The following is a 16,744-nucleotide window of genomic DNA, read 5'->3' as shown; positions in this document are numbered from 1 at the left end:
TCTTCTTGTCCGAAGCACGGGGCGTGCCAGAGGGGGACAATAAATCCAGGGCCCGCCCAGGGCCTGCCCGGTCGATAGAATCCCGGGATGACTCCCGCACCTGCCGCACTGCCCCCCTTTGATGCTGATCAGGCCCTGCGTCTGGCACGTGAGACTTTTGACATCGAGGCTGCGGCCGTCCTGGGGCTGAAGACCCGTGTTGGCGCGTCGTTCACGCAGGCCGTGCAGGCGATCCTCACTGTGCGCGGGCGGGTGGTGGTGATGGGCATCGGCAAGAGTGGGCATGTCGGGCGCAAGATTGCCGCCACGCTCGCCTCCACCGGGACACCCGCCATGTTCGTGCACCCGGCCGAAGCCAGTCACGGCGACCTTGGCATGATCAAGTCCATCGACATCGTGCTGGCGCTCTCCAATAGCGGGGAGGTGGATGAAGTCACCACCCTGCTGCCCGTGATCAAACGCCTGGGAGCCATGTTGATTGCGATGACAGGGCGGCCACAATCCACCCTGGCCAAACATGCGGACATCGTGCTCGACAGCGGCGTGGAACGAGAAGCCTGCCCGTTGCAGCTCGCCCCCACCGCCAGCACCACCGCCCAGCTGGCCATGGGCGACGCCCTGGCCGTGGCGCTGCTCGATGCCCGGGGCTTCCGCCCCGAAGACTTTGCCCGTTCGCACCCCGGCGGTGCGCTGGGGCGCAAGCTGCTCACCCATGTGAGCGACGTCATGCGGACAGGGGCGGAAATCCCGAAAGTGGCGCCCGGCGCCGCCTTCAGCGACCTCATGCGCGAGATGAGCGCCAAGGGGCTGGGTGCCTCGGCCATCGTGGACGCGGCCGGGCAGGTGCTGGGCATCTTCACCGACGGCGACCTGCGCCGCCGCATCGAGGCGGGGGCCGATCTGCGCACCGCCACGGCCGAGCAGGTGATGCACCCCAGCCCGCGCCGCATCGCGCCGGATGCGCTGGCGGTGGATGCCGCGGAAATGATGGAGGCCCATGCCATCACCAGCGTGCTGGTGGTGGATGCCGCGGGCGTGCTCACCGGGGTCGTGCACATCGGCGACCTCATGCGCGCCAAGGTGATCTGATGGTGGCGGGCCCCTCTTCCTCCTCCTCCTTCCTGCCCGATGCCGCGCCCGCGCTGCAGATCGATCCCGAGCTGCTGCTGCGGGCCCAGGGCGTGCGCGTCGCCTTCTTCGATGTCGACGGCGTGCTGACCGACGGCGGCCTGTACATCAGCGAATCGGGCGAGACCCTCAAGCGCTTCAACACCCTGGATGGGCACGGGCTCAAGCTGCTGCAAAAGGCGGGCATCACCCCCGTGGTGATCACGGGGCGCGACTCCCTGCCCCTGCGCGTGCGCCTGAAGGCCCTGGGCGTGGAGCACGCCGTCTTCGGCACCGAGAACAAACGCCCGGCCGCCGAGCAGATCCTGGCCACCCTGGGGCTGGGCTGGTCCGACGCCGCCGCGATGGGGGACGACTGGCCCGACCTGCCCGTCATGCGCCGCAGCGCCTTTGCGTGCGCGCCGGCCAATGCCCAGGCCGAAGTGCGCCAGGCGGCCCATTTCGTGACCCAGGCCCGGGGAGGCGACGGCGCCGCGCGGGAGCTGTGCGACCTGCTGCTGGTGGCCACGGGCCGCTACGCCGCACTGCTGGCGGAATACACCGCATGACCCGGCCCGCCCCGCACCCATGGACCACGGGCCAGGCTGGCGCCCCCGGCCCGGAGGCGGCCCCATGACGCGCAACGTGATCCGCCAGGGCTGGGACCAGTTCTCGCTGTACCTGCCCGTCGTGCTCATGGGCCTGCTGGCGCTGGGCACCTGGTGGCTGGTGCGCAACGCGCCCATGCCCCTGCTGCCCGCCGCCGAACGCCAGCAGGGGCACCAGCCAGACTACTTCATGAAATCCTTCTCGGTGAAGAGCTTTGACGCCGCGGGGCGGCTGCAGAGCGAGGTGCAGGGCGCGGAGGCGCGGCACTACCCCGACACCGACACGCTGGAGATCGACAAGGCGCGCATGCGCTCGGTCACGCCCGCCGGGCGCCTCACCGTGGCCACGGCGGACCGCGCCCTGACCAACGCCGATGGTTCGGAGGTCCAGCTGTTCGGCAACGCCATCGTCACGCGCGAGCCCCTGGCCGCCAGGCCGGGGACGCCGGCGCAGCCGCGGCTCGAGTTCCGCAGCGAATTCCTGCACGCCTATACCAGCACGGAGCGTGTGCGTTCGGACAAGCCCGTCACCCTCACGCGCGGCAACGATCGCTTCACCGCCGACGGCATGGACTACGACAACCTCGACCAGGTGCTGCAACTGCGCGGGCGCGTGCGCGGCGTGCTCCAGCCCGGCACGGCCAAGCCCTAGCCGCCGAGCCCACCCCTGTCCCTGCCCGGAGCCCCCCATGACCACTCCCCTTGTCTTCATCACCGGAGCGTCCAGCGGCATCGGGCAGGCGCTGGCCCTGCGTTTCCATCGCTCGGGCTACCGCCTGGCGCTGGCGGCGCGCCGGACATCCGAGGTGAAAACATGGGCTGACGCACAAGGGATAAGCGCGGATAGCTACGAAATTTATAGCGCAGACGTGGCGGTCACCGACAGCATCGTTGCGGCGGGCCGCGACTGTGTCGCGCGCCAGGGAGTACCGGACGTGGTCATCGCCAATGCCGGCATCAGCGTGGGCATGGACACGGCCGTGCGTGATGACCTCGAAGTGATGGCGCGCACCTTTGCCACCAACAATATCGGCGTGGCGGCCACGTTCCACCCCTTTGTCGATGCCATGGCGCAGCGGGGCAGCGGCACGCTGGTGGGCATCGGCAGCGTGGCGGGCATCCGGGGCCTGCCCGGCCACGGCGCCTACTGCGCCAGCAAGGCCGCCGTCATCAGCTATTGCGAAAGCCTGCGCGGGGAAATGCGCCCGCACGGCGTGCGCGTGGTCACCATTTCGCCGGGCTACATCGACACGCCGCTCACGCGCCAGAACCGCTACAGCATGCCGTTTCTGATGCAGGCCGGTGATTTCGCGGACCATGCCTACCGGGCCATCACCCAGGGCGTGAGCTACCGGGTCATCCCGTGGCAGATGGGGGTGGTCGCCAAGGTGCTGCGGCTCCTGCCGAACGCGCTTTTCGACAAGCTGCTGTCAGGCCGCCCCCGCAAGCGGCGCCAGGACGAGCAGACATAGCGCGCCGGCCCCGCGCCGGGGCGCTGCCGCCGCCCGCCCGCCGGCTGGGGCGGCCGCCCATGAAAAAAGCCCCCGAAGGGGCTTTGGCCTTGCCAGGAAAACTCCCCGGCAGGGTGCTTCTTCAGTAGCTGCTGCCGCCGCCACCGCCATAGCCGCCACCGCCGCCGTTGCGGCCACCACCGCCACCGCCGCCGTTGCGGGAACCGGAGCCGTAGGGGCTGCGGAATCCACCTTCGCTGCGGCCGCCACCGCCGTAACCACCGCCGCCGCCACCCTCGCGGCCGCCGCCATAGCCACCACCGCCGCCTTCACGGCCACCGCCGTAGCCGCCACCACCACCGCTGCGGCCACCACCGCCGCCGTAGCCGCCGCCACCGCCGCCAAATCCACCGCTGCGGGGTGGGCGGGGCTCCATGGGGCGTGCTTCATTCACGACGATGCTGCGGCCGCCCAGGGGCTGGCCATTCATGCCGTTGATCGCGGCCTGGGCTTCTGCGTCGCTGCCCATTTCCACGAAGCCAAAGCCCTTGGATCGACCCGTGTCGCGCTCCATCATGACCTTGGCGCTGGTCACTGCGCCGAATTGGCCGAAGGCCTGTTCCAGATCGCTGTCGCGCACCGAGTACGGCAGGTTGCCGACGTACAGTTTGTTGCCCATCGAGGGACTCCTCAAAAACACATGGATAAAGCGATGGAGTCCCGAAAACGCAGCCAGCTAATCTCAATGACGCTCTCAGCGCGAAACTGACGGATCACCGCAAACTTGGAAACGGGTTGCACCCGCCAACCCATTATGCGCCACACTTTTGCCGAAAAAGCAAGCGGTGATGCCGACTGTGGTGGCGATACCGCGCGGCCATGAAAAAAGGAGCCCTGGGGCTCCTTTGTCTTGCCTTCGGCAGGCCGCGAGGTCTGCCGATGAGGTCTTTTTAGTAGCTGCTACGGCCACCGCCGTAACCACCACCACCGCCGCCGCCGCTACGGCCACCGCCGTAACCGCCGCCGCCACCACCGCCGTAGCCGCCACCACCACCGTTGCCGCCGCCGAAGCCGCCGCTACGGGGAGCACGGGGCTCCATGGGGCGGGCTTCATTGACCACGAGGTCACGGCCGCCGAAGTTTTGGCCATGCACGCCTTGGATGGCGGCTTGGGCTTCTGCATCGCTGCCCATTTCGACAAAGCCGAAGCCCTTGGAGCGGCCGGTGTCGCGCTCCATCATGACCTTGGCGCTGCCAACCGAGCCGTACTGGCTGAAGGTCTGCTGCAGATCTTCGTCGCGGAAAGAGTAGGGCAGGTTGCCCACGTAAAGTTTGTTGCCCATGAAGGACTCCTGAAAAAACATGAAAACGCGATGGAGCCCGACGCAATCAACAAACCTGTGACGACTTCAAAGACGCGAAACTGACCATTCACCGCTAAGCTAACTGCTCTCCTGCAAGCAGAAAAGCGAACCCATTATTAATCACTTTATGTGGCGCGTGGGGTTTTATTTCTGGGGAAAGCCGCCCGTCGTGCACAAATCAGGGGTTTTCACGCGTGCGCGGAAGGGTTTTCCCGAGGAAAAAAGACAGGCGGTCACGGCCGGGGCACCCCCGCCAGGCTGGCGCAGGGTAAAATACGCGGGTCTTTGGGGAGTAGCCCGCCCGGTGCGCAATGCGCCGGGGGCATGCGTCAACAAACTTGGGTCCGGTGGACCTATGGCGCATGCGGTTTTCTAGCTGGGCGAGACCATTGACTGCATGCCGATCCAAATGGCCGGAGTCGGGGTGCAGTCAATGCGTTTCGAACAACATCCGGCCGGACAGGACCCCCACATGGAACCGTTTTTCATCTCCACCGCCATCGTCGCGCTCGCCGAAATGGGCGACAAGACGCAGCTTCTGGCGCTCGTGCTCGCCGCACGCTTTCGCAAACCCTGGCCCATCGTCCTCGGTATCCTGGTGGCCACGCTGGTCAACCATGGCCTGGCCGGCGCCGTGGGCTCGTGGGTGACGACGTTCGTGGGGCCGCAGATCCTGCGCTGGATCCTGGGGGCATCGTTCATCGCGATGGCCATCTGGATGCTGATCCCCGACAAGCTTGACGAAGGCGAGGCCGACGGCTCGCCGCGCTGGGGGGTGTTCGGCACCACGCTGATCGCGTTCTTCCTGGCCGAGATGGGCGACAAGACGCAGATCGCCACCGTCATGCTGGCCGCGCAGTACAACGCCTACCTGTGGGTGGTGGCAGGCACCACGCTGGGCATGATGATCGCCAACGCGCCCGTGGTGTGGCTGGGCGAGCGCATCACCCGCCGGGTGCCGATCCGCGCGGTGCACATCGTGTCTGCCGTGATCTTCCTGGTGCTGGGGCTGCTGGCCATCTTCACGCCGGTCGGCTGAGGGAGGCTGCGAAAAGCAGGAGCCATCCGCAGGCGCTTTTGGTATATTTGCCAGACGCGCCGATTTGCCACAGCTTGCGGGCGCTTTATAAATCCTGCTAAAGACCCGTCCGACCTATGTACCCGGCCTCGTTTTTAGCGACGCCGGGTTTTTTTGTCCTGGGGCGGCGCTCCAGGTCAGGGCGGCTTCCTTGTTTGTGGAGCAGCGGCGCGCGCAAGCGGTGGAACATGAGGGCTCACCAGTTCCAACTATGTCGTTCATCGCAACACCTCAGACCATGCACTTTGCGGAGGTGCTGCCGCTGCAAAGCGGTGCGTCCATCCGCGACTACCACCTGGCCTACGAGACCTACGGCACGCTCAACGCCGACCGCTCCAATGCCGTGCTCGTGTGCCACGCGCTCAACGCCTCGCACCACGTGGCCGGCGTCTACGCGGGCCAGGACAAGAGCGAAGGCTGGTGGGACAACATGATCGGCCCGGGCAAGCCCGTGGACACCGACCGCTTCTTCGTCATCGGCGTGAACAACCTGGGCTCGTGCTTCGGCTCCACCGGCCCCATGCACAACCACCCCGACACGGGCGAGGTCTACGGCGCGGATTTCCCGGTGGTCACGGTGGAGGACTGGGTCAACGCCCAGGCCCGCCTGCTCGACCGCCTGGGCATCCAGCAGCTCGCCGCCGTGCTGGGCGGCAGCCTGGGCGGCATGCAGGCGCTCTCCTGGACGCTGCAGTACCCCGAGCGCATGCGCCACGCGGTGGTGGTGGCCAGCGCGCCCAACCTCACGGCCGAGAACATCGCCTTCAACGAGGTGGCCCGCCGCGCCATCGTGACGGACCCGGACTTTCACGGCGGCCACTTCTACCGGCACGGCGTGATTCCGAAACGCGGCCTGCGCATCGCCCGCATGATCGGCCACATCACGTACCTGAGCGACGACGTGATGAACGAGAAGTTCGGGCGGCAGCTGCGCGAGGGCCTGGAACTCAAGTACAGCACGCAGGACATCGAATTCCAGATCGAGAGCTACCTGCGCTACCAGGGCGACAAGTTCAGCGACTACTTCGATGCCAACACCTACCTGCTGATCACGCGCGCGCTGGACTACTTCGACCCCGCGCGCACCCAGGGCGGCAACCTCACGCGGGCGCTGGCGCGGGCCACGGCGCGCTTCCTGCTGGTGAGCTTCACCACCGACTGGCGCTTCTCACCCAAGCGCAGCCGCGAGATCGTCAAGGCGCTGCTCGACAACCGCCGCAGCGTGAGCTACGCCGAGATCGACGCGCCCCATGGGCATGATGCCTTTTTGCTCGATGACGCCCGCTACATGGGCGTGATGCGCTCTTACTTCGATAGCATTGCAAAGGAGCTGCAGCCATGACCGAAAAAGCGGCGATGCAAGCCCTGGCACGCCTGGTGCCCCCCGGCTCGCGCGTGCTCGACCTGGGCTGCGGCAACGGTGCCATGCTCGACTACCTGCAGCGCGAGCGCGGCTGCAGCGGCTACGGCGTGGAGATCGACGATGCCAACGTGCTCGCCTGCGTGCAGCGCGGGGTGGATGTGATCCAGCTCAACCTCGACGAGGGGCTGGCCATGTTCGACGACAACAGCTTTGACGTGGTGCTGCAGATCGACACGCTGCAGCACCTGCGCAATGCCGAAACCATGCTGCGCGAGACCGCGCGCGTGGGCCGCACGGGTGTGGTGGCGTTTCCCAACTTTGCGCACTGGCCCAACCGCCTGTCCATCCTGCGCGGACGCATGCCCGTGACGCGGCGCCTGCCTTACCAGTGGTACGACACGCCCAACATCCGCGTGGGCACCTACAAGGACTTCGAAGTGCTGGCCACCAAGAACAGCCTGCGCATCCTGGATTCCTTCGGGCTGCAGGATGGACAGGAAGTGCGCTGGCTGCCCAACGCGCGCGCGGGCACGGCCGTCTTCCACTTCGAACACGCGTAGCGCTTACCGGGGTGTACGCCCCGGCGACACGCCGCTGTCAAGCGCATCGGCTAAGGTGCGGGCTCCGTTTGTAGGAGACCCGCATGAAACGCATTGCACTGCGCGCCGTGACTGCTGCCGCGCTGTTGACCACCTGGGCGCTGGGCGCCGTCGCCCAGGCCTGGCCGCCCACCCCCACCGTCATTGCTCACCGGGGCGCATCGGCCCTGCGGCCGGAGCACACGCTCGCCGCGTACCAGAAGGCCATTGACGACGGCGCCGACATCATCGAGCCCGACCTGGTCATCACCAAGGACGGCGTGCTGGTGGCGCGGCACGAGAACGCCATCGCCATCCTGGGCGCTGATGGCTCGGTGAAGGAAGCCACCACCGACGTGGTGGACCGCCCCGAGTTCGCGGGCCGCAAAACCACCAAGACCATCGACGGCCAGGCCATCACCGGCTGGTTCACCGAAGACTTCACGCTGGCCGAGCTCAAAACCCTGCGCGCCCGCGAGCGCATCCCTGCGCAGCGCCCGGCCAACGTGGCCTATAACGGTCAGTTCGAGGTACCCACTTTGCAGGAGGTGATCGACTTGGCCAAGGCGGCGACGGCCAAGACCGGTCGCACCGTCGGCATCTACCCCGAGACCAAACACCCCACCTACTTCCAGTCCATCGGCCTGCCGCTGGAGGCGCCGCTGCTGGCCGTGCTGGAGAAGAACGGCTGGAACCACAAGGACGCGCCCGTGTTCGTGCAGTCGTTCGAGGTGGCCAACCTGCAGGCGATCCGCAGGCTCAGCAGCGTGCGCCTGGTGCAGCTGGTGGCTCCCTCGGGCCGGCCGTATGACTTTGTGGCCCAGGGCGCGGCCAATGCGCGCGGTTATGCCGACCTGATCACGCCCGAAGGCCTGAAGCAGGTGGCCACGTATGCCAATGCCATCGGCCCTTTCAAGACCCTGGTCGTGCCGGTGAAGGACGGCCTGCCCGGCGAACCCACGCCGCTGGTCGCGCGTGCCCGCGCCGAAGGCCTGGCCGTGCACATCTGGACGCTGCGGCCCGAGAACGCCTTCCTGCCCGCCGGCCTGAAGAAGGCTCCGGCGGCGGATGGCACGGCGCGCGGCGACAGCGCGGCCGAGATCACGGCGTATCTGCGCGCGGGCATCGACGGCTTCTTTACCGATGACCCCGCCGTGGGCCGCGCCGCGGTGCGGGCGTTCACCGGCAAGCAGTGAAGCCGGGCGGCTGCCCCGGAAGGCGCGGCGTGTCGCGGCGCGGCCATGCCGCTCAGGAAGAGTCGCTTTCCACGACCGCCTTCACGGCGGCCAGGGCCCGTGGCAGGTCCTCGCAGGGGATGGAGCCCAGCGCCAGGCGCAGCGCATGCGGCACGTGTGCCGTGGTGGCAAACCCTTCGGCGGTGGACACCGCAACGCCGCGCTGCGCGAGCGCCCCGGCCACGCGGTCCGCACGCTGGTCGTCGCCCAGCGGCAGCCAGGCAAAGTACGAATGCGGGTGCCGCACCAGCGGCAGCCCGGCCAGGGCCTCGCTGGCGATGGCCTGGCGGCGGGCCGCGTCGGTGCGCTTTTCGGCCTCCAGGCGCGCCACGGTGCCGTCCTCGATCCAGCCGCAGGCGATGGCAGTGATCACGCCCGCCGTGTTCCAGGAGGTGGCACGCACGGCGCGCTCGATGGGGGCGATCAGCGCCGGCGCGGCCGCGACAAAACCAAAGCGCAGGCCCGTGGCCACGTTCTTCGACAGGCTCGACAGGTAGACCGTGCGCTCGGGCGCCAGCGCGGCCACGGGCGGCGGCGCGTCGGCCGCCAGGTAGGCGTAGGGGGCGTCCTCCAGCACCAGCAGGTCGTGGGCGCGCGCCAACGCCACCAGGCGCTTGCGGGCCCCCGCATCCATCACGCAGCCCAGCGGGTTGTGCAGCGTGGGCATGGTGTAGATGGCGCGCACGGGCCGGGCCTGGCACAGGCGCTGCAGGGCGTCCAGGTCCGTGCCGCCCGGCCCGACGGGCACGGGCGCCAGGTCCAGCCGCATGCGCTCGGCCAGCACGCGAAAACCGGGGTAGGTGAGGGCATCCACCGCCACCACGTCGCCGGGGCTGAGCAGCCCCAGCGCCGCCACCGCCATGCCGTGCTGCGCGCCGTTGACGATGAGCACCTGCTCGCCGGTCACCCACAGCTGGCGGGTGGCCAGGTGCCGGGCGACGATGGCGCGCTCGTGCGGCCGCCCGCCGTAGGGGTGGTAGTGCAGAAGGGATTCCAGGTCGCCCGATGCCGCCAGCCTGCGCAGCGCGTCGCGCAGCAGGTCCGCCTGCCCCGGCACGCCGGGGCTGTTGAACGACAAGTCCGCCGAGCCGGGTGCGGGCGTGGCCAGGTCGGCGCCCAGGCCGCGCGGGCAGGAGGCATCGCGCACGAAGGTGCCGCGCCCGGTTTCGCCCACCACCAGGCCAATGGCCTCCAGCTCGGCGTACACGCGGCTGGCGGTGGCCAGCGCCAGGCCGTGGCGCTGCGCCAGGGCGCGGTGCGTGGGCAGGCGGGTGCCGGGCCGCAGCCGGCCCGCGCGGATGTCGGTGGCCAGCGCATCCACCACCTGCTTGTACCGGACCTGGCCCATGGCGCCTCCGCAGTGTATTCATGACAATTTTTTGATTGTATTGAACACCGCCGATACCATGGGCTCCACTGTTCATCCACCGCCGGCGGGGGCCGTTTTCCCGCCAGGAGAAGCGCCATGCGCATTGCCATACTGACGTTCGAAGGTTTCAACGAGCTGGACTCGCTCATCGCCCTGGGTGTTCTCAACCGGGTGAAGAAGCCGGGCTGGCAGGTGTGCCTGGCCTGCCCCGCGCCCCGGGTGCGGTCCATGAACGGCGTGGTGGTGGAAGCGCAGGCGCCGCTGTCCTGGGCCCGCACGGCCGATGCCGTGCTGGTGGGCAGCGGCATGCAGACGCGCGAGGTGGTGAACGACGCATCCCTGATGGCGCAGATGGACTTCGATCCTGCCCGCCAGCTGCTGGGCGCCCAGTGTTCGGGCACGCTGGTGCTGGCCCGCCTGGGCCTGCTTGGCGGCGTGCCCGCCTGCACCGACCTGACCACGAGGCCCTGGGTGCAAGAGGCCGGGGTCACGGTGCTGAACCAGCCCCTGGTCGCGCACGGCAACATCGCCACGGCCGGCGGCTGCCTGGCCGCGCCGTACCTGGCCGCGTGGGTGATCGCCCGGCTGGAAGGCGTGGAGGCCGCGGAAAGCGCGCTTCACTACGTGGCCCCGGTTGGCGAGAAGGAGGCGTACGTGGCCCGCGCCATGGGCCACCTTGAAAAGTACCTGGCCCCGGCCTGAACGGGCGCCGCGGCATCAGGGCGATGCGGGGGCCTGCGGCGCGGGGCTGGCGCTCGCGGTGCCGGGTTTCGCGCCCCTGCGCCGCCCCAGGTCCCGCGCGTGCGCCACCCAGCCCGCCAGCCGCTCCTTGCTGGCGGTGCGCACCGGCCCGAAGCTGTGCACCCGCACGGGCCGGATGCCGCAATACTCCAGGATGGCCTTCTTCATCTGGTGATGCCCCGGCATGCGCGTGACCCAGCGGAAGTACCAGGGCGGTGAATCCATGGTCACCAGCAGTTCGCCCGAGCGCCCTGCCAGCAGCCTGTCCCACAGCGGCGAGCCGGCGCGGTACTTGAACGCGTAGCCGGGCAGGAAGGTGCGGTCGATGAAACCCTTGAGCAGCGCGGGCATCGCGCCCCACCAGATGGGGTAGACCCACACGAGGTGTCCGGCCCAGCGGATGTCGGCCTGTGCGGCGGCCAGATCGGGCTCCAGGGGCTGCGCGGCGCCGTAGCCCAGGAACAGCGGATCGAACGCCAGCTGCCCCACGTCCAAGAACCGCACCTCGGCGCCCGCGTCCAGCGCCCCTTCGGCATAGGCGCGGGCCATGCCCGCGCACAGGCTGGCGGGCGCCGGGTGGCCCAGGATGACCAGAATGCGTTGTTGTGCCACAGAACCTCCATCACACACGTTGTTGTCGATGGCGCCATGGTCACCTTGCCCCACGGGGCAGAGTCAAGCAGCTGGATCAAGCCGGCGCGCGATGCGGCGCGCCCCGCGCCACCGGGGCGGTGAATTGCCGGGCGTCGCGGGCCGCGGGCGGAACCGGCGCGGCCACGGCGCAGGCCTGCGCCGTGGCGGGCACGGCCATGCCGTCGCAGGCATGCAGTTGCGCCTGCAGCTGCGCCAGTTCGGCATCGAGCGCCTGCAGCCGCAGCAGCTCCTGCGCCACCGCCACCCGCCGGGCCGCCACCCGCTGCGCCATGCGGTCCCCGCCCTCGGCGGTGTGCATCTGGTCCAGGCCGTCGAGTTCCGACAGCCGAAAACCCAGGGCCTGGGCCTGGCGGATCAGCCGCACCTGGGCCACATCGGCCTCGCCGTACTGGCGGTAGCTGCCGTTGCGCGCCACGGTGCCCAGCAGGCCTCGCCCCTCGTACAGGCGGATGGCCTTGGGGGTGGTGCCGGTGCGTCGGGCGAGTTCTCCAATGCGCATGCGTGTGTCCTTGGTGTACCGTCAGGCTGCTATTGAATATATAGCTGTTCGCGCTTGTCCATGTAGCGCCAGGGGCTGTTTTGAGCCTATTGCTTCGCAGCGGTGCGCCCAGGCCCCCATGCCGCGCGATAAGCTGCCGGGTCCCGACGCCCTCCACCGCCTGCCATGCCACAGTTTGCCGCCAACCTGAGCCTGATGTACACCGAGCTGCCGTTCCTGCAGCGCTTCGAGGCCGCCGCGCGCGACCGGTTCACCGCCGTGGAGTTCCAGTTTCCGTACGCGTTCGCGCCCGCCGAGGTGGCCGCGCGGCTGCAGGACAGCGGCCTGCAGCTGGTGCTGTTCAACGCCCCGGCGGGCGGTACCGACCGCGCCGGCATGGCCGCCGCCTGGGAACACGGCGCACGCGGCACGGCCGCGCTGCCGGGGCGCGAGGCAGAGTTCCGCGCGGGAGTCGAGGAAGCCCTGCGCCATGCCGAGGTGCTGGGCTGCCCGCGCATCCATGTGCTCTCGGGCACCGTGCCGCCGGGCGTCGAGCGCGAATCGCTCAAGGACCTGTGCGCGGGCAACCTGCGCTGGGCGGCAGCGCAGGCCGCGCGGGCCGGGCGCGAGATCCTCATCGAGCCCATCAACCTGCGCGACATGCCGCGCTACTTCCTGAACCGGCAGGACCATGCCCACGAGCTGCTGGATGCGGTGCAGGCCGACAACCTCAAGGTGCAGATGGACCTGTACCACTGCCAGATCGTGGAAGGGGACCTGGCCGCCAAGCTGCGGCGCTACCTGCCCACGGGCCGCGTCTCGCACATCCAGATCGCCGGCGTGCCCGGCCGCCACGAGCCCGACACCGGCGAGCTGAATTACCCCTACCTCTTCGACACCATCGATGCCCTGGGCTACCGCGGCTGGGTCGGCTGCGAATACCGGCCGGCGGCCGGCACCTCGCAAGGCCTGGGCTGGATGAAGGGGAAGACCCCCTGATCCGCGTTGGGCCATCCCCCCGGGGGGCGCCCCGTTTCGCACGCTATGGTCCATGCACGGGCCGCGTCGAGGTACGCAGCTTTGCGTAAGGGAATGCGTGAATAAATGTAACAAGCCTCCGGACTTAGAGTGAAGCAGCGTGTTCTCAGGCGTTTGAGAACCCTTTCTGAGACCGGCCCAGCCGGCTTTGGGCTTTCAATCTCCAGGAGACATACCGCATGGCCGCTTCCCTTGCCAACAACCGTTCCGTCGCCCGGCAGGTCACGCTGGCGGCCATTGCGCTGGTGGCCCTGGTGCTCGTGTTCGTGGGGCTGGCCATCGCCGTGCTGACCGAGCGCAGCACGCGCGCCCAGGTGGTGGCCAGCGTGGGCGACACGGCGCAGAGCGTGGCCCAGTCGCTGGACGCGGCCGACAACACCAACCGCGAACTGGTGCAGCTCACCATGCGGGGCTTTCAGCGCTACTTCGAGGGCGTGATGCACCTGGACGAGGCCACGGGCGAGCTGCGCAGCTACGGCGCGCTGGTCAACGAGGACTACGGCTCGGTCGACAAGTTCGCCAGCGAGACGGGCGGCATCGCCACGGTGTTCGCGCGCAAGGGCGAGGACTTCATGCGCGTGACCACGTCGGTCAAGAACGACAAGGGCGAGCGCCAGCAGGGCACGCCCCTGTCCCGCGACGACCCGGCCTACGCCACGGTGGCCAGGGGCGAGCCCTACACCGGCGTCACCGTGGTGGGGGGCAAACCCTACATGGGCCACTACCTGCCGTCCAAGGACGCCTCGGGCAAGGTGATCGCGCTGCTCTTTATCGGCAACGACATCAGCGTGTTCCACGCCATGCTGCAAAAGCAGGTGGCGCAGACAAAATTCTTCGAGCACGGCGGCACCTATGTGGTCAACCCCGGCGCCTCGCTCGACAAGGCCGTGTTCGTGTACCACCCCACGGCGCGCGGCAAGCGCGTGCTGGAGGCCTACCCCGAGGCGCGCCCCTTCTTCGAGGCGCTGGCCGCCTCCGGCGACGGCTTCGTGCGCGAGGCCGCGCCCGTGCTGGGCGCGGGCGCCACCGACCCCTGGGCGCTGGTGCGCAAGACGGGCGGGGGCTGGTGGGTGGTGGCCGAGGTGGCCGACGGCGAAGCCATGGCCAGCCAGCGCCGCGTCACGCTGGCGGTGTGGGGCCTGATGGCCCTGGCCGTGGTGCTGCTGGCCATCGGCCTGTTCCTCATGCTGCGCCGGGGCGTGAGCCGCCCGCTGCAGGACCTCACGCAGGCCATCACGCTGGTGGCGCAGGGCGACCTCACCGAGGAATTCCGCACCACGCGGCGCGACGAGATCGGCGCGCTGGTGCAGGAGGTCGAAGGCATGCGCCAGCGCTACACGCAGATGCTGCAGCAGGTGCGCACGGCGGTGGACAGCATCACCACGGCCAGCGCCGAGATCGCCAGCGGCAACCAGGACCTGTCGGCCCGCACCGAGGCCACGGCCAGCAGCCTGGCCCAGACGGCACAGAGCATGGAGCAGCTCACGTCCACGGTGCGCCAGTCGGCCGATGCCGCGCGCCAGGCCAACCAGCTGGCCAGCACCGCCGCCGCCGTGGCCGCGCGCGGCGGCCAGGTGGTGGGCGAGGTCGTCACCACCATGGGCGACATCAACCAGAGCTCGCGCAAGATCGCCGACATCATCAGCGTGATCGACTCCATCGCCTTCCAGACCAACATCCTCGCGCTCAACGCGGCGGTGGAGGCGGCGCGCGCGGGCGAACAGGGCCGGGGCTTCGCGGTGGTGGCCAGCGAGGTGCGGTCGCTGGCGGGGCGCAGCGCCGAGGCGGCGCGCGAGATCAAGGCGCTCATCGGCGCCTCGGTGGAGCGCGTGGAGTCGGGCGCGCGCCTGGTACAGAACGCGGGCAGCACCATGGACGAGATCGTGGGCTCTGTCCAACGCGTGGGCGACATCATTGGCGAGATCACGGCGGCCTCGGGCGAGCAGTCCGACGGCATCGGCCAGGTGAACACGGCGGTGAACCAGCTCGACCAGATGACCCAGCAGAACGCCGCGCTGGTGGAGCAGTCCGCCGCCGCCGCCCAGAGCCTGCGCGACCAGGCGCAGCGGCTGGCCGGGGCGGTGCAGGTCTTCAAGCTCTCGCGCGGCCCCGGCGACGAGCCTGCGCCCGCGGACCGGCCGGCCTTGGCAGCGTCCCCCGCCCCCGCCCGGCTGCGCTGACGGGCCCGGGCCTGCGGGGGCCGGCGGCGGGCCCCGGCGCGGGCGGCTTGGCAATTGATCGGTTCTCGCGCCCGATTCCATGGTTTATGCTGGGCTGAACTTCCTTGTCCGCACAACCCCACCTGCCCGCCATGGCCGCCCATGTTCCCACCATGCTGGCAATGATCATTGTCAGCTCGCTGATGATGGCGGCCTCCATGGCCGTGGTGGGCTGGGGGCGCCGGCGCGACGGCCTGGGGCGGTGGGCCGCCGCCCTGCTGGTCAATGCCATGGGGCACCTGCTGATCATGCTGCGCGGGCAGGTGCCGGACGCGCTGTCCGTGGTGATGGGCAACCTGCTGCTGTCCTGCGTCTTCGTGGGGATGATCGCGGCGATCTACCAGTTCCAGGGCCGTCCGGTGCGGTGGCTGCTCTTGCTCACGCCGTCCGCGCTGGTCACGGGGTTCGTCATCGCATTCATCGACAACTTTCCGGCGCGCGTGAGCTTCGTGGGCCTGGCCATCGGCCTGCAGGCCGTGTGGGCCCTGGCCGCGGCGCTGGAGCGCCGCCATGCCACCGTGGGGCGCGGCCAATGGCTGCTGGTGGCGGGGCTCGGGCTGGAGGCGCTGGTCCTGGGCGGCCGCGCGCTGCTGGCCCTCAGCGCCAGCGAGGCGGCCACCGGCATCCTGCAGGGCAGCGCCCTGCAGACCCTGACCTTCATGGGCACCGTGTCGGTGGTGCTCATCAGCTCCATGGGCTTCGTGTTCATGTCGCGCGACCGCGCGGACGAAAACAACCGCATCATGGCGGCGCTCGATCCGCTCACGGGCGTGGCCAACCGCCGCGCGCTGATCGCCGCGCTGGACCGCGACGTGGCGCGCGCCGTGCGCACGCGCGAGTCCATCGCGCTGATGATGGTGGACATCGACCATTTCAAGCGCGTGAATGACCGCCACGGCCACCCCGCGGGCGACCAGGTGCTGTGCAGCGTGGTCAGCGTGCTGAAGGAGCGCGTGCGGGCGCAGGACCTCGTGGGCCGCTACGGCGGCGAGGAATTCATGGTGGTGCTGCCCGACACCACCCTGCTGGGGGCCGAGCAGCTGGCGCGCGAGCTGTGCAAGGCGGTGGAGGAATCGCGCTGCCGCGTTCGCCCCGCCGGCGCCGCCGATGCCGATGCGGGCGTGGGCATCGCCGTCACCGCGAGCATCGGCGTCTTCGGCGGCCGGCTGGAACCCGGCGACAGCTGGGACATGCTGATCGCCGCCGCCGACCGCGCGCTCTACCAGGCCAAGGAGAACGGGCGCAACCGCGTCGAGGTGGCCACGGCCCTGCGGCGCCCCGCCTCCCAGATGGCGGCGCGGGACAACCCCGAGACCCACCCGGCTTCCAGGTATTGAAATGCCTCCCCGCGCGCCCTCCCTCAGGGGCGGCGCCCGCTGCGCGGGGGCTGGGGCGCGTGCGGCGTCCGCGCCCGCCGTGAAGGTCTCTGCGCGCCCACCGTGGCGTCCGCCCGGGGGTTGT

The 16,744-nt window shown here is 69.5% G+C and carries 17 protein-coding genes and 1 riboswitch; of the genes, 12 read left to right on the top strand and 5 right to left on the bottom strand.

The features are described 5' to 3' along the window. Positions 1 to 87: 87 nt before the first annotated feature. From ACAM51_RS13510 to ACAM51_RS13495, 4 genes are all read left to right on the top strand, one after another. Positions 88 to 1,089, top strand: a complete 1,002-nt coding sequence (locus ACAM51_RS13510) for an SIS domain-containing protein (protein ID WP_218297017.1) — start codon at positions 88 to 90, stop codon at positions 1,087 to 1,089. Continuing rightward, complete coding sequence (locus ACAM51_RS13505) at positions 1,089 to 1,676, top strand: KdsC family phosphatase (protein ID WP_369640902.1); 588 nt, start codon at positions 1,089 to 1,091, stop codon at positions 1,674 to 1,676. Before ACAM51_RS13510 ends, ACAM51_RS13505 begins: the two co-directional genes overlap by 1 nt. A 64-nt stretch (positions 1,677 to 1,740) precedes the next feature. Next, entirely contained in the window at positions 1,741 to 2,367 is a 627-nt protein-coding gene (lptC, locus tag ACAM51_RS13500) for an LPS export ABC transporter periplasmic protein LptC (protein ID WP_218297018.1), read from the top strand. Between the two features lie 37 nt (positions 2,368 to 2,404). Beyond that, positions 2,405 to 3,187 carry an SDR family oxidoreductase gene (locus tag ACAM51_RS13495; RefSeq protein WP_218339359.1) on the top strand — a complete coding sequence of 261 codons (783 nt, stop codon included), beginning with the start codon at positions 2,405 to 2,407 and terminating at the stop codon, positions 3,185 to 3,187. Between the two features lie 121 nt (positions 3,188 to 3,308). On the opposite strand, the gene ACAM51_RS13490 is transcribed toward ACAM51_RS13495, so the two are convergent. Both ACAM51_RS13490 and ACAM51_RS13485 read right to left on the bottom strand, forming a co-directional pair. Further along, the gene (locus tag ACAM51_RS13490) at positions 3,309 to 3,845 is read right to left on the bottom strand and encodes an RNA-binding protein (RefSeq protein ID WP_218339360.1); all 537 of its coding nucleotides are present in this window, start codon (positions 3,843 to 3,845) and stop codon (positions 3,309 to 3,311) included. Between the two features lie 271 nt (positions 3,846 to 4,116). After that, the gene (locus ACAM51_RS13485; protein WP_218297021.1) at positions 4,117 to 4,509 is read right to left on the bottom strand and encodes an RNA-binding protein; all 393 of its coding nucleotides are present in this window, start codon (positions 4,507 to 4,509) and stop codon (positions 4,117 to 4,119) included. 296 nt (positions 4,510 to 4,805) lie between these two features. Next, positions 4,806 to 4,982: riboswitch (yybP-ykoY riboswitch) on the top strand. Positions 4,983 to 5,002: 20 nt separating this feature from the next. Here ACAM51_RS13485 and ACAM51_RS13480 point away from each other — a divergent pair. The 4 genes from ACAM51_RS13480 (at position 5,003) to ACAM51_RS13465 (ending at position 8,745) form a co-directional block, all read left to right on the top strand. Next, positions 5,003 to 5,569, top strand: a complete 567-nt coding sequence (locus ACAM51_RS13480; RefSeq protein WP_218297022.1) for a TMEM165/GDT1 family protein — start codon at positions 5,003 to 5,005, stop codon at positions 5,567 to 5,569. A gap of 250 nt (positions 5,570 to 5,819) precedes the next feature. Next, positions 5,820 to 6,950: a homoserine O-acetyltransferase gene (locus ACAM51_RS13475; RefSeq protein ID WP_218297023.1), complete on the top strand. Its 1,131-nt coding sequence runs from the start codon at positions 5,820 to 5,822 to the stop codon at positions 6,948 to 6,950. Further along, entirely contained in the window at positions 6,947 to 7,531 is a 585-nt protein-coding gene (gene metW, locus ACAM51_RS13470; protein WP_108498592.1) for a methionine biosynthesis protein MetW, read from the top strand. Before ACAM51_RS13475 ends, metW begins: the two co-directional genes overlap by 4 nt. Before the next feature lie 83 nt (positions 7,532 to 7,614). Next, entirely contained in the window at positions 7,615 to 8,745 is a 1,131-nt protein-coding gene (locus ACAM51_RS13465; RefSeq protein WP_369640901.1) for a glycerophosphodiester phosphodiesterase, read from the top strand. A 52-nt stretch (positions 8,746 to 8,797) separates the two neighbouring features. On the opposite strand, the gene ACAM51_RS13460 is transcribed toward ACAM51_RS13465, so the two are convergent. Continuing rightward, positions 8,798 to 10,132 (bottom strand): PLP-dependent aminotransferase family protein, encoded by a 1,335-nt coding sequence (locus ACAM51_RS13460; protein ID WP_369640900.1) that lies wholly within the window; start codon positions 10,130 to 10,132, stop codon positions 8,798 to 8,800. 117 nt (positions 10,133 to 10,249) lie between these two features. Here ACAM51_RS13460 and ACAM51_RS13455 point away from each other — a divergent pair, with 117 nt between their 5' ends. Then, the gene (locus tag ACAM51_RS13455) at positions 10,250 to 10,855 is read left to right on the top strand and encodes a DJ-1/PfpI family protein (protein WP_369640899.1); all 606 of its coding nucleotides are present in this window, start codon (positions 10,250 to 10,252) and stop codon (positions 10,853 to 10,855) included. A 15-nt stretch (positions 10,856 to 10,870) separates the two neighbouring features. On the opposite strand, the gene ACAM51_RS13450 is transcribed toward ACAM51_RS13455, so the two are convergent. Both ACAM51_RS13450 and ACAM51_RS13445 read right to left on the bottom strand, forming a co-directional pair. Further along, entirely contained in the window at positions 10,871 to 11,443 is a 573-nt protein-coding gene (locus tag ACAM51_RS13450; protein WP_369643818.1) for an NAD(P)H-dependent oxidoreductase, read from the bottom strand. 139 nt (positions 11,444 to 11,582) lie between these two features. After that, positions 11,583 to 12,047, bottom strand: coding sequence for a MerR family transcriptional regulator (locus ACAM51_RS13445; protein ID WP_218297028.1), 465 nt, complete (start codon positions 12,045 to 12,047; stop codon positions 11,583 to 11,585). Between the two features lie 165 nt (positions 12,048 to 12,212). Between ACAM51_RS13445 and otnI the strand changes: the two genes are divergently transcribed. From otnI to ACAM51_RS13430, 3 genes are all read left to right on the top strand, one after another. After that, positions 12,213 to 13,025 (top strand): 2-oxo-tetronate isomerase, encoded by an 813-nt coding sequence (otnI, locus tag ACAM51_RS13440; protein ID WP_218297029.1) that lies wholly within the window; start codon positions 12,213 to 12,215, stop codon positions 13,023 to 13,025. 218 nt (positions 13,026 to 13,243) lie between these two features. Then, complete coding sequence (locus ACAM51_RS13435; RefSeq protein ID WP_369640898.1) at positions 13,244 to 15,244, top strand: methyl-accepting chemotaxis protein; 2,001 nt, start codon at positions 13,244 to 13,246, stop codon at positions 15,242 to 15,244. A 131-nt stretch (positions 15,245 to 15,375) separates the two neighbouring features. Further along, a complete protein-coding gene (locus tag ACAM51_RS13430) occupies positions 15,376 to 16,620 on the top strand; it encodes a diguanylate cyclase (RefSeq protein ID WP_218339498.1) in 1,245 nt (414 codons plus the stop codon). The last annotated feature ends 124 nt before the right edge of the window (positions 16,621 to 16,744 follow it).

Source organism: Acidovorax sp. A79 (assembly GCF_041154505.1).
Lineage (GTDB): Bacteria > Pseudomonadota > Gammaproteobacteria > Burkholderiales > Burkholderiaceae_C > Acidovorax.
Note: the sequence above shows the minus strand (reverse complement) of the source record. Positions and strands in the feature narration are given on the sequence as shown.

Coding starts and splice junctions, on each gene's coding strand:
- ACAM51_RS13510 (WP_218297017.1), top strand. CDS start 88: ATGACTCCCGCACCTGCCGCACTGCCCCCCTTTGATGCTGATCAGGCC.
- ACAM51_RS13505 (WP_369640902.1), top strand. CDS start 1,089: ATGGTGGCGGGCCCCTCTTCCTCCTCCTCCTTCCTGCCCGATGCCGCG.
- lptC (WP_218297018.1), top strand. CDS start 1,741: ATGACGCGCAACGTGATCCGCCAGGGCTGGGACCAGTTCTCGCTGTAC.
- ACAM51_RS13495 (WP_218339359.1), top strand. CDS start 2,405: ATGACCACTCCCCTTGTCTTCATCACCGGAGCGTCCAGCGGCATCGGG.
- ACAM51_RS13490 (WP_218339360.1), bottom strand. CDS start 3,845: ATGGGCAACAAACTGTACGTCGGCAACCTGCCGTACTCGGTGCGCGAC.
- ACAM51_RS13485 (WP_218297021.1), bottom strand. CDS start 4,509: ATGGGCAACAAACTTTACGTGGGCAACCTGCCCTACTCTTTCCGCGAC.
- ACAM51_RS13480 (WP_218297022.1), top strand. CDS start 5,003: ATGGAACCGTTTTTCATCTCCACCGCCATCGTCGCGCTCGCCGAAATG.
- ACAM51_RS13475 (WP_218297023.1), top strand. CDS start 5,820: ATGTCGTTCATCGCAACACCTCAGACCATGCACTTTGCGGAGGTGCTG.
- metW (WP_108498592.1), top strand. CDS start 6,947: ATGACCGAAAAAGCGGCGATGCAAGCCCTGGCACGCCTGGTGCCCCCC.
- ACAM51_RS13465 (WP_369640901.1), top strand. CDS start 7,615: ATGAAACGCATTGCACTGCGCGCCGTGACTGCTGCCGCGCTGTTGACC.
- ACAM51_RS13460 (WP_369640900.1), bottom strand. CDS start 10,132: ATGGGCCAGGTCCGGTACAAGCAGGTGGTGGATGCGCTGGCCACCGAC.
- ACAM51_RS13455 (WP_369640899.1), top strand. CDS start 10,250: ATGCGCATTGCCATACTGACGTTCGAAGGTTTCAACGAGCTGGACTCG.
- ACAM51_RS13450 (WP_369643818.1), bottom strand. CDS start 11,443: ATGGCCCGCGCCTATGCCGAAGGGGCGCTGGACGCGGGCGCCGAGGTG.
- ACAM51_RS13445 (WP_218297028.1), bottom strand. CDS start 12,047: ATGCGCATTGGAGAACTCGCCCGACGCACCGGCACCACCCCCAAGGCC.
- otnI (WP_218297029.1), top strand. CDS start 12,213: ATGCCACAGTTTGCCGCCAACCTGAGCCTGATGTACACCGAGCTGCCG.
- ACAM51_RS13435 (WP_369640898.1), top strand. CDS start 13,244: ATGGCCGCTTCCCTTGCCAACAACCGTTCCGTCGCCCGGCAGGTCACG.
- ACAM51_RS13430 (WP_218339498.1), top strand. CDS start 15,376: ATGGCCGCCCATGTTCCCACCATGCTGGCAATGATCATTGTCAGCTCG.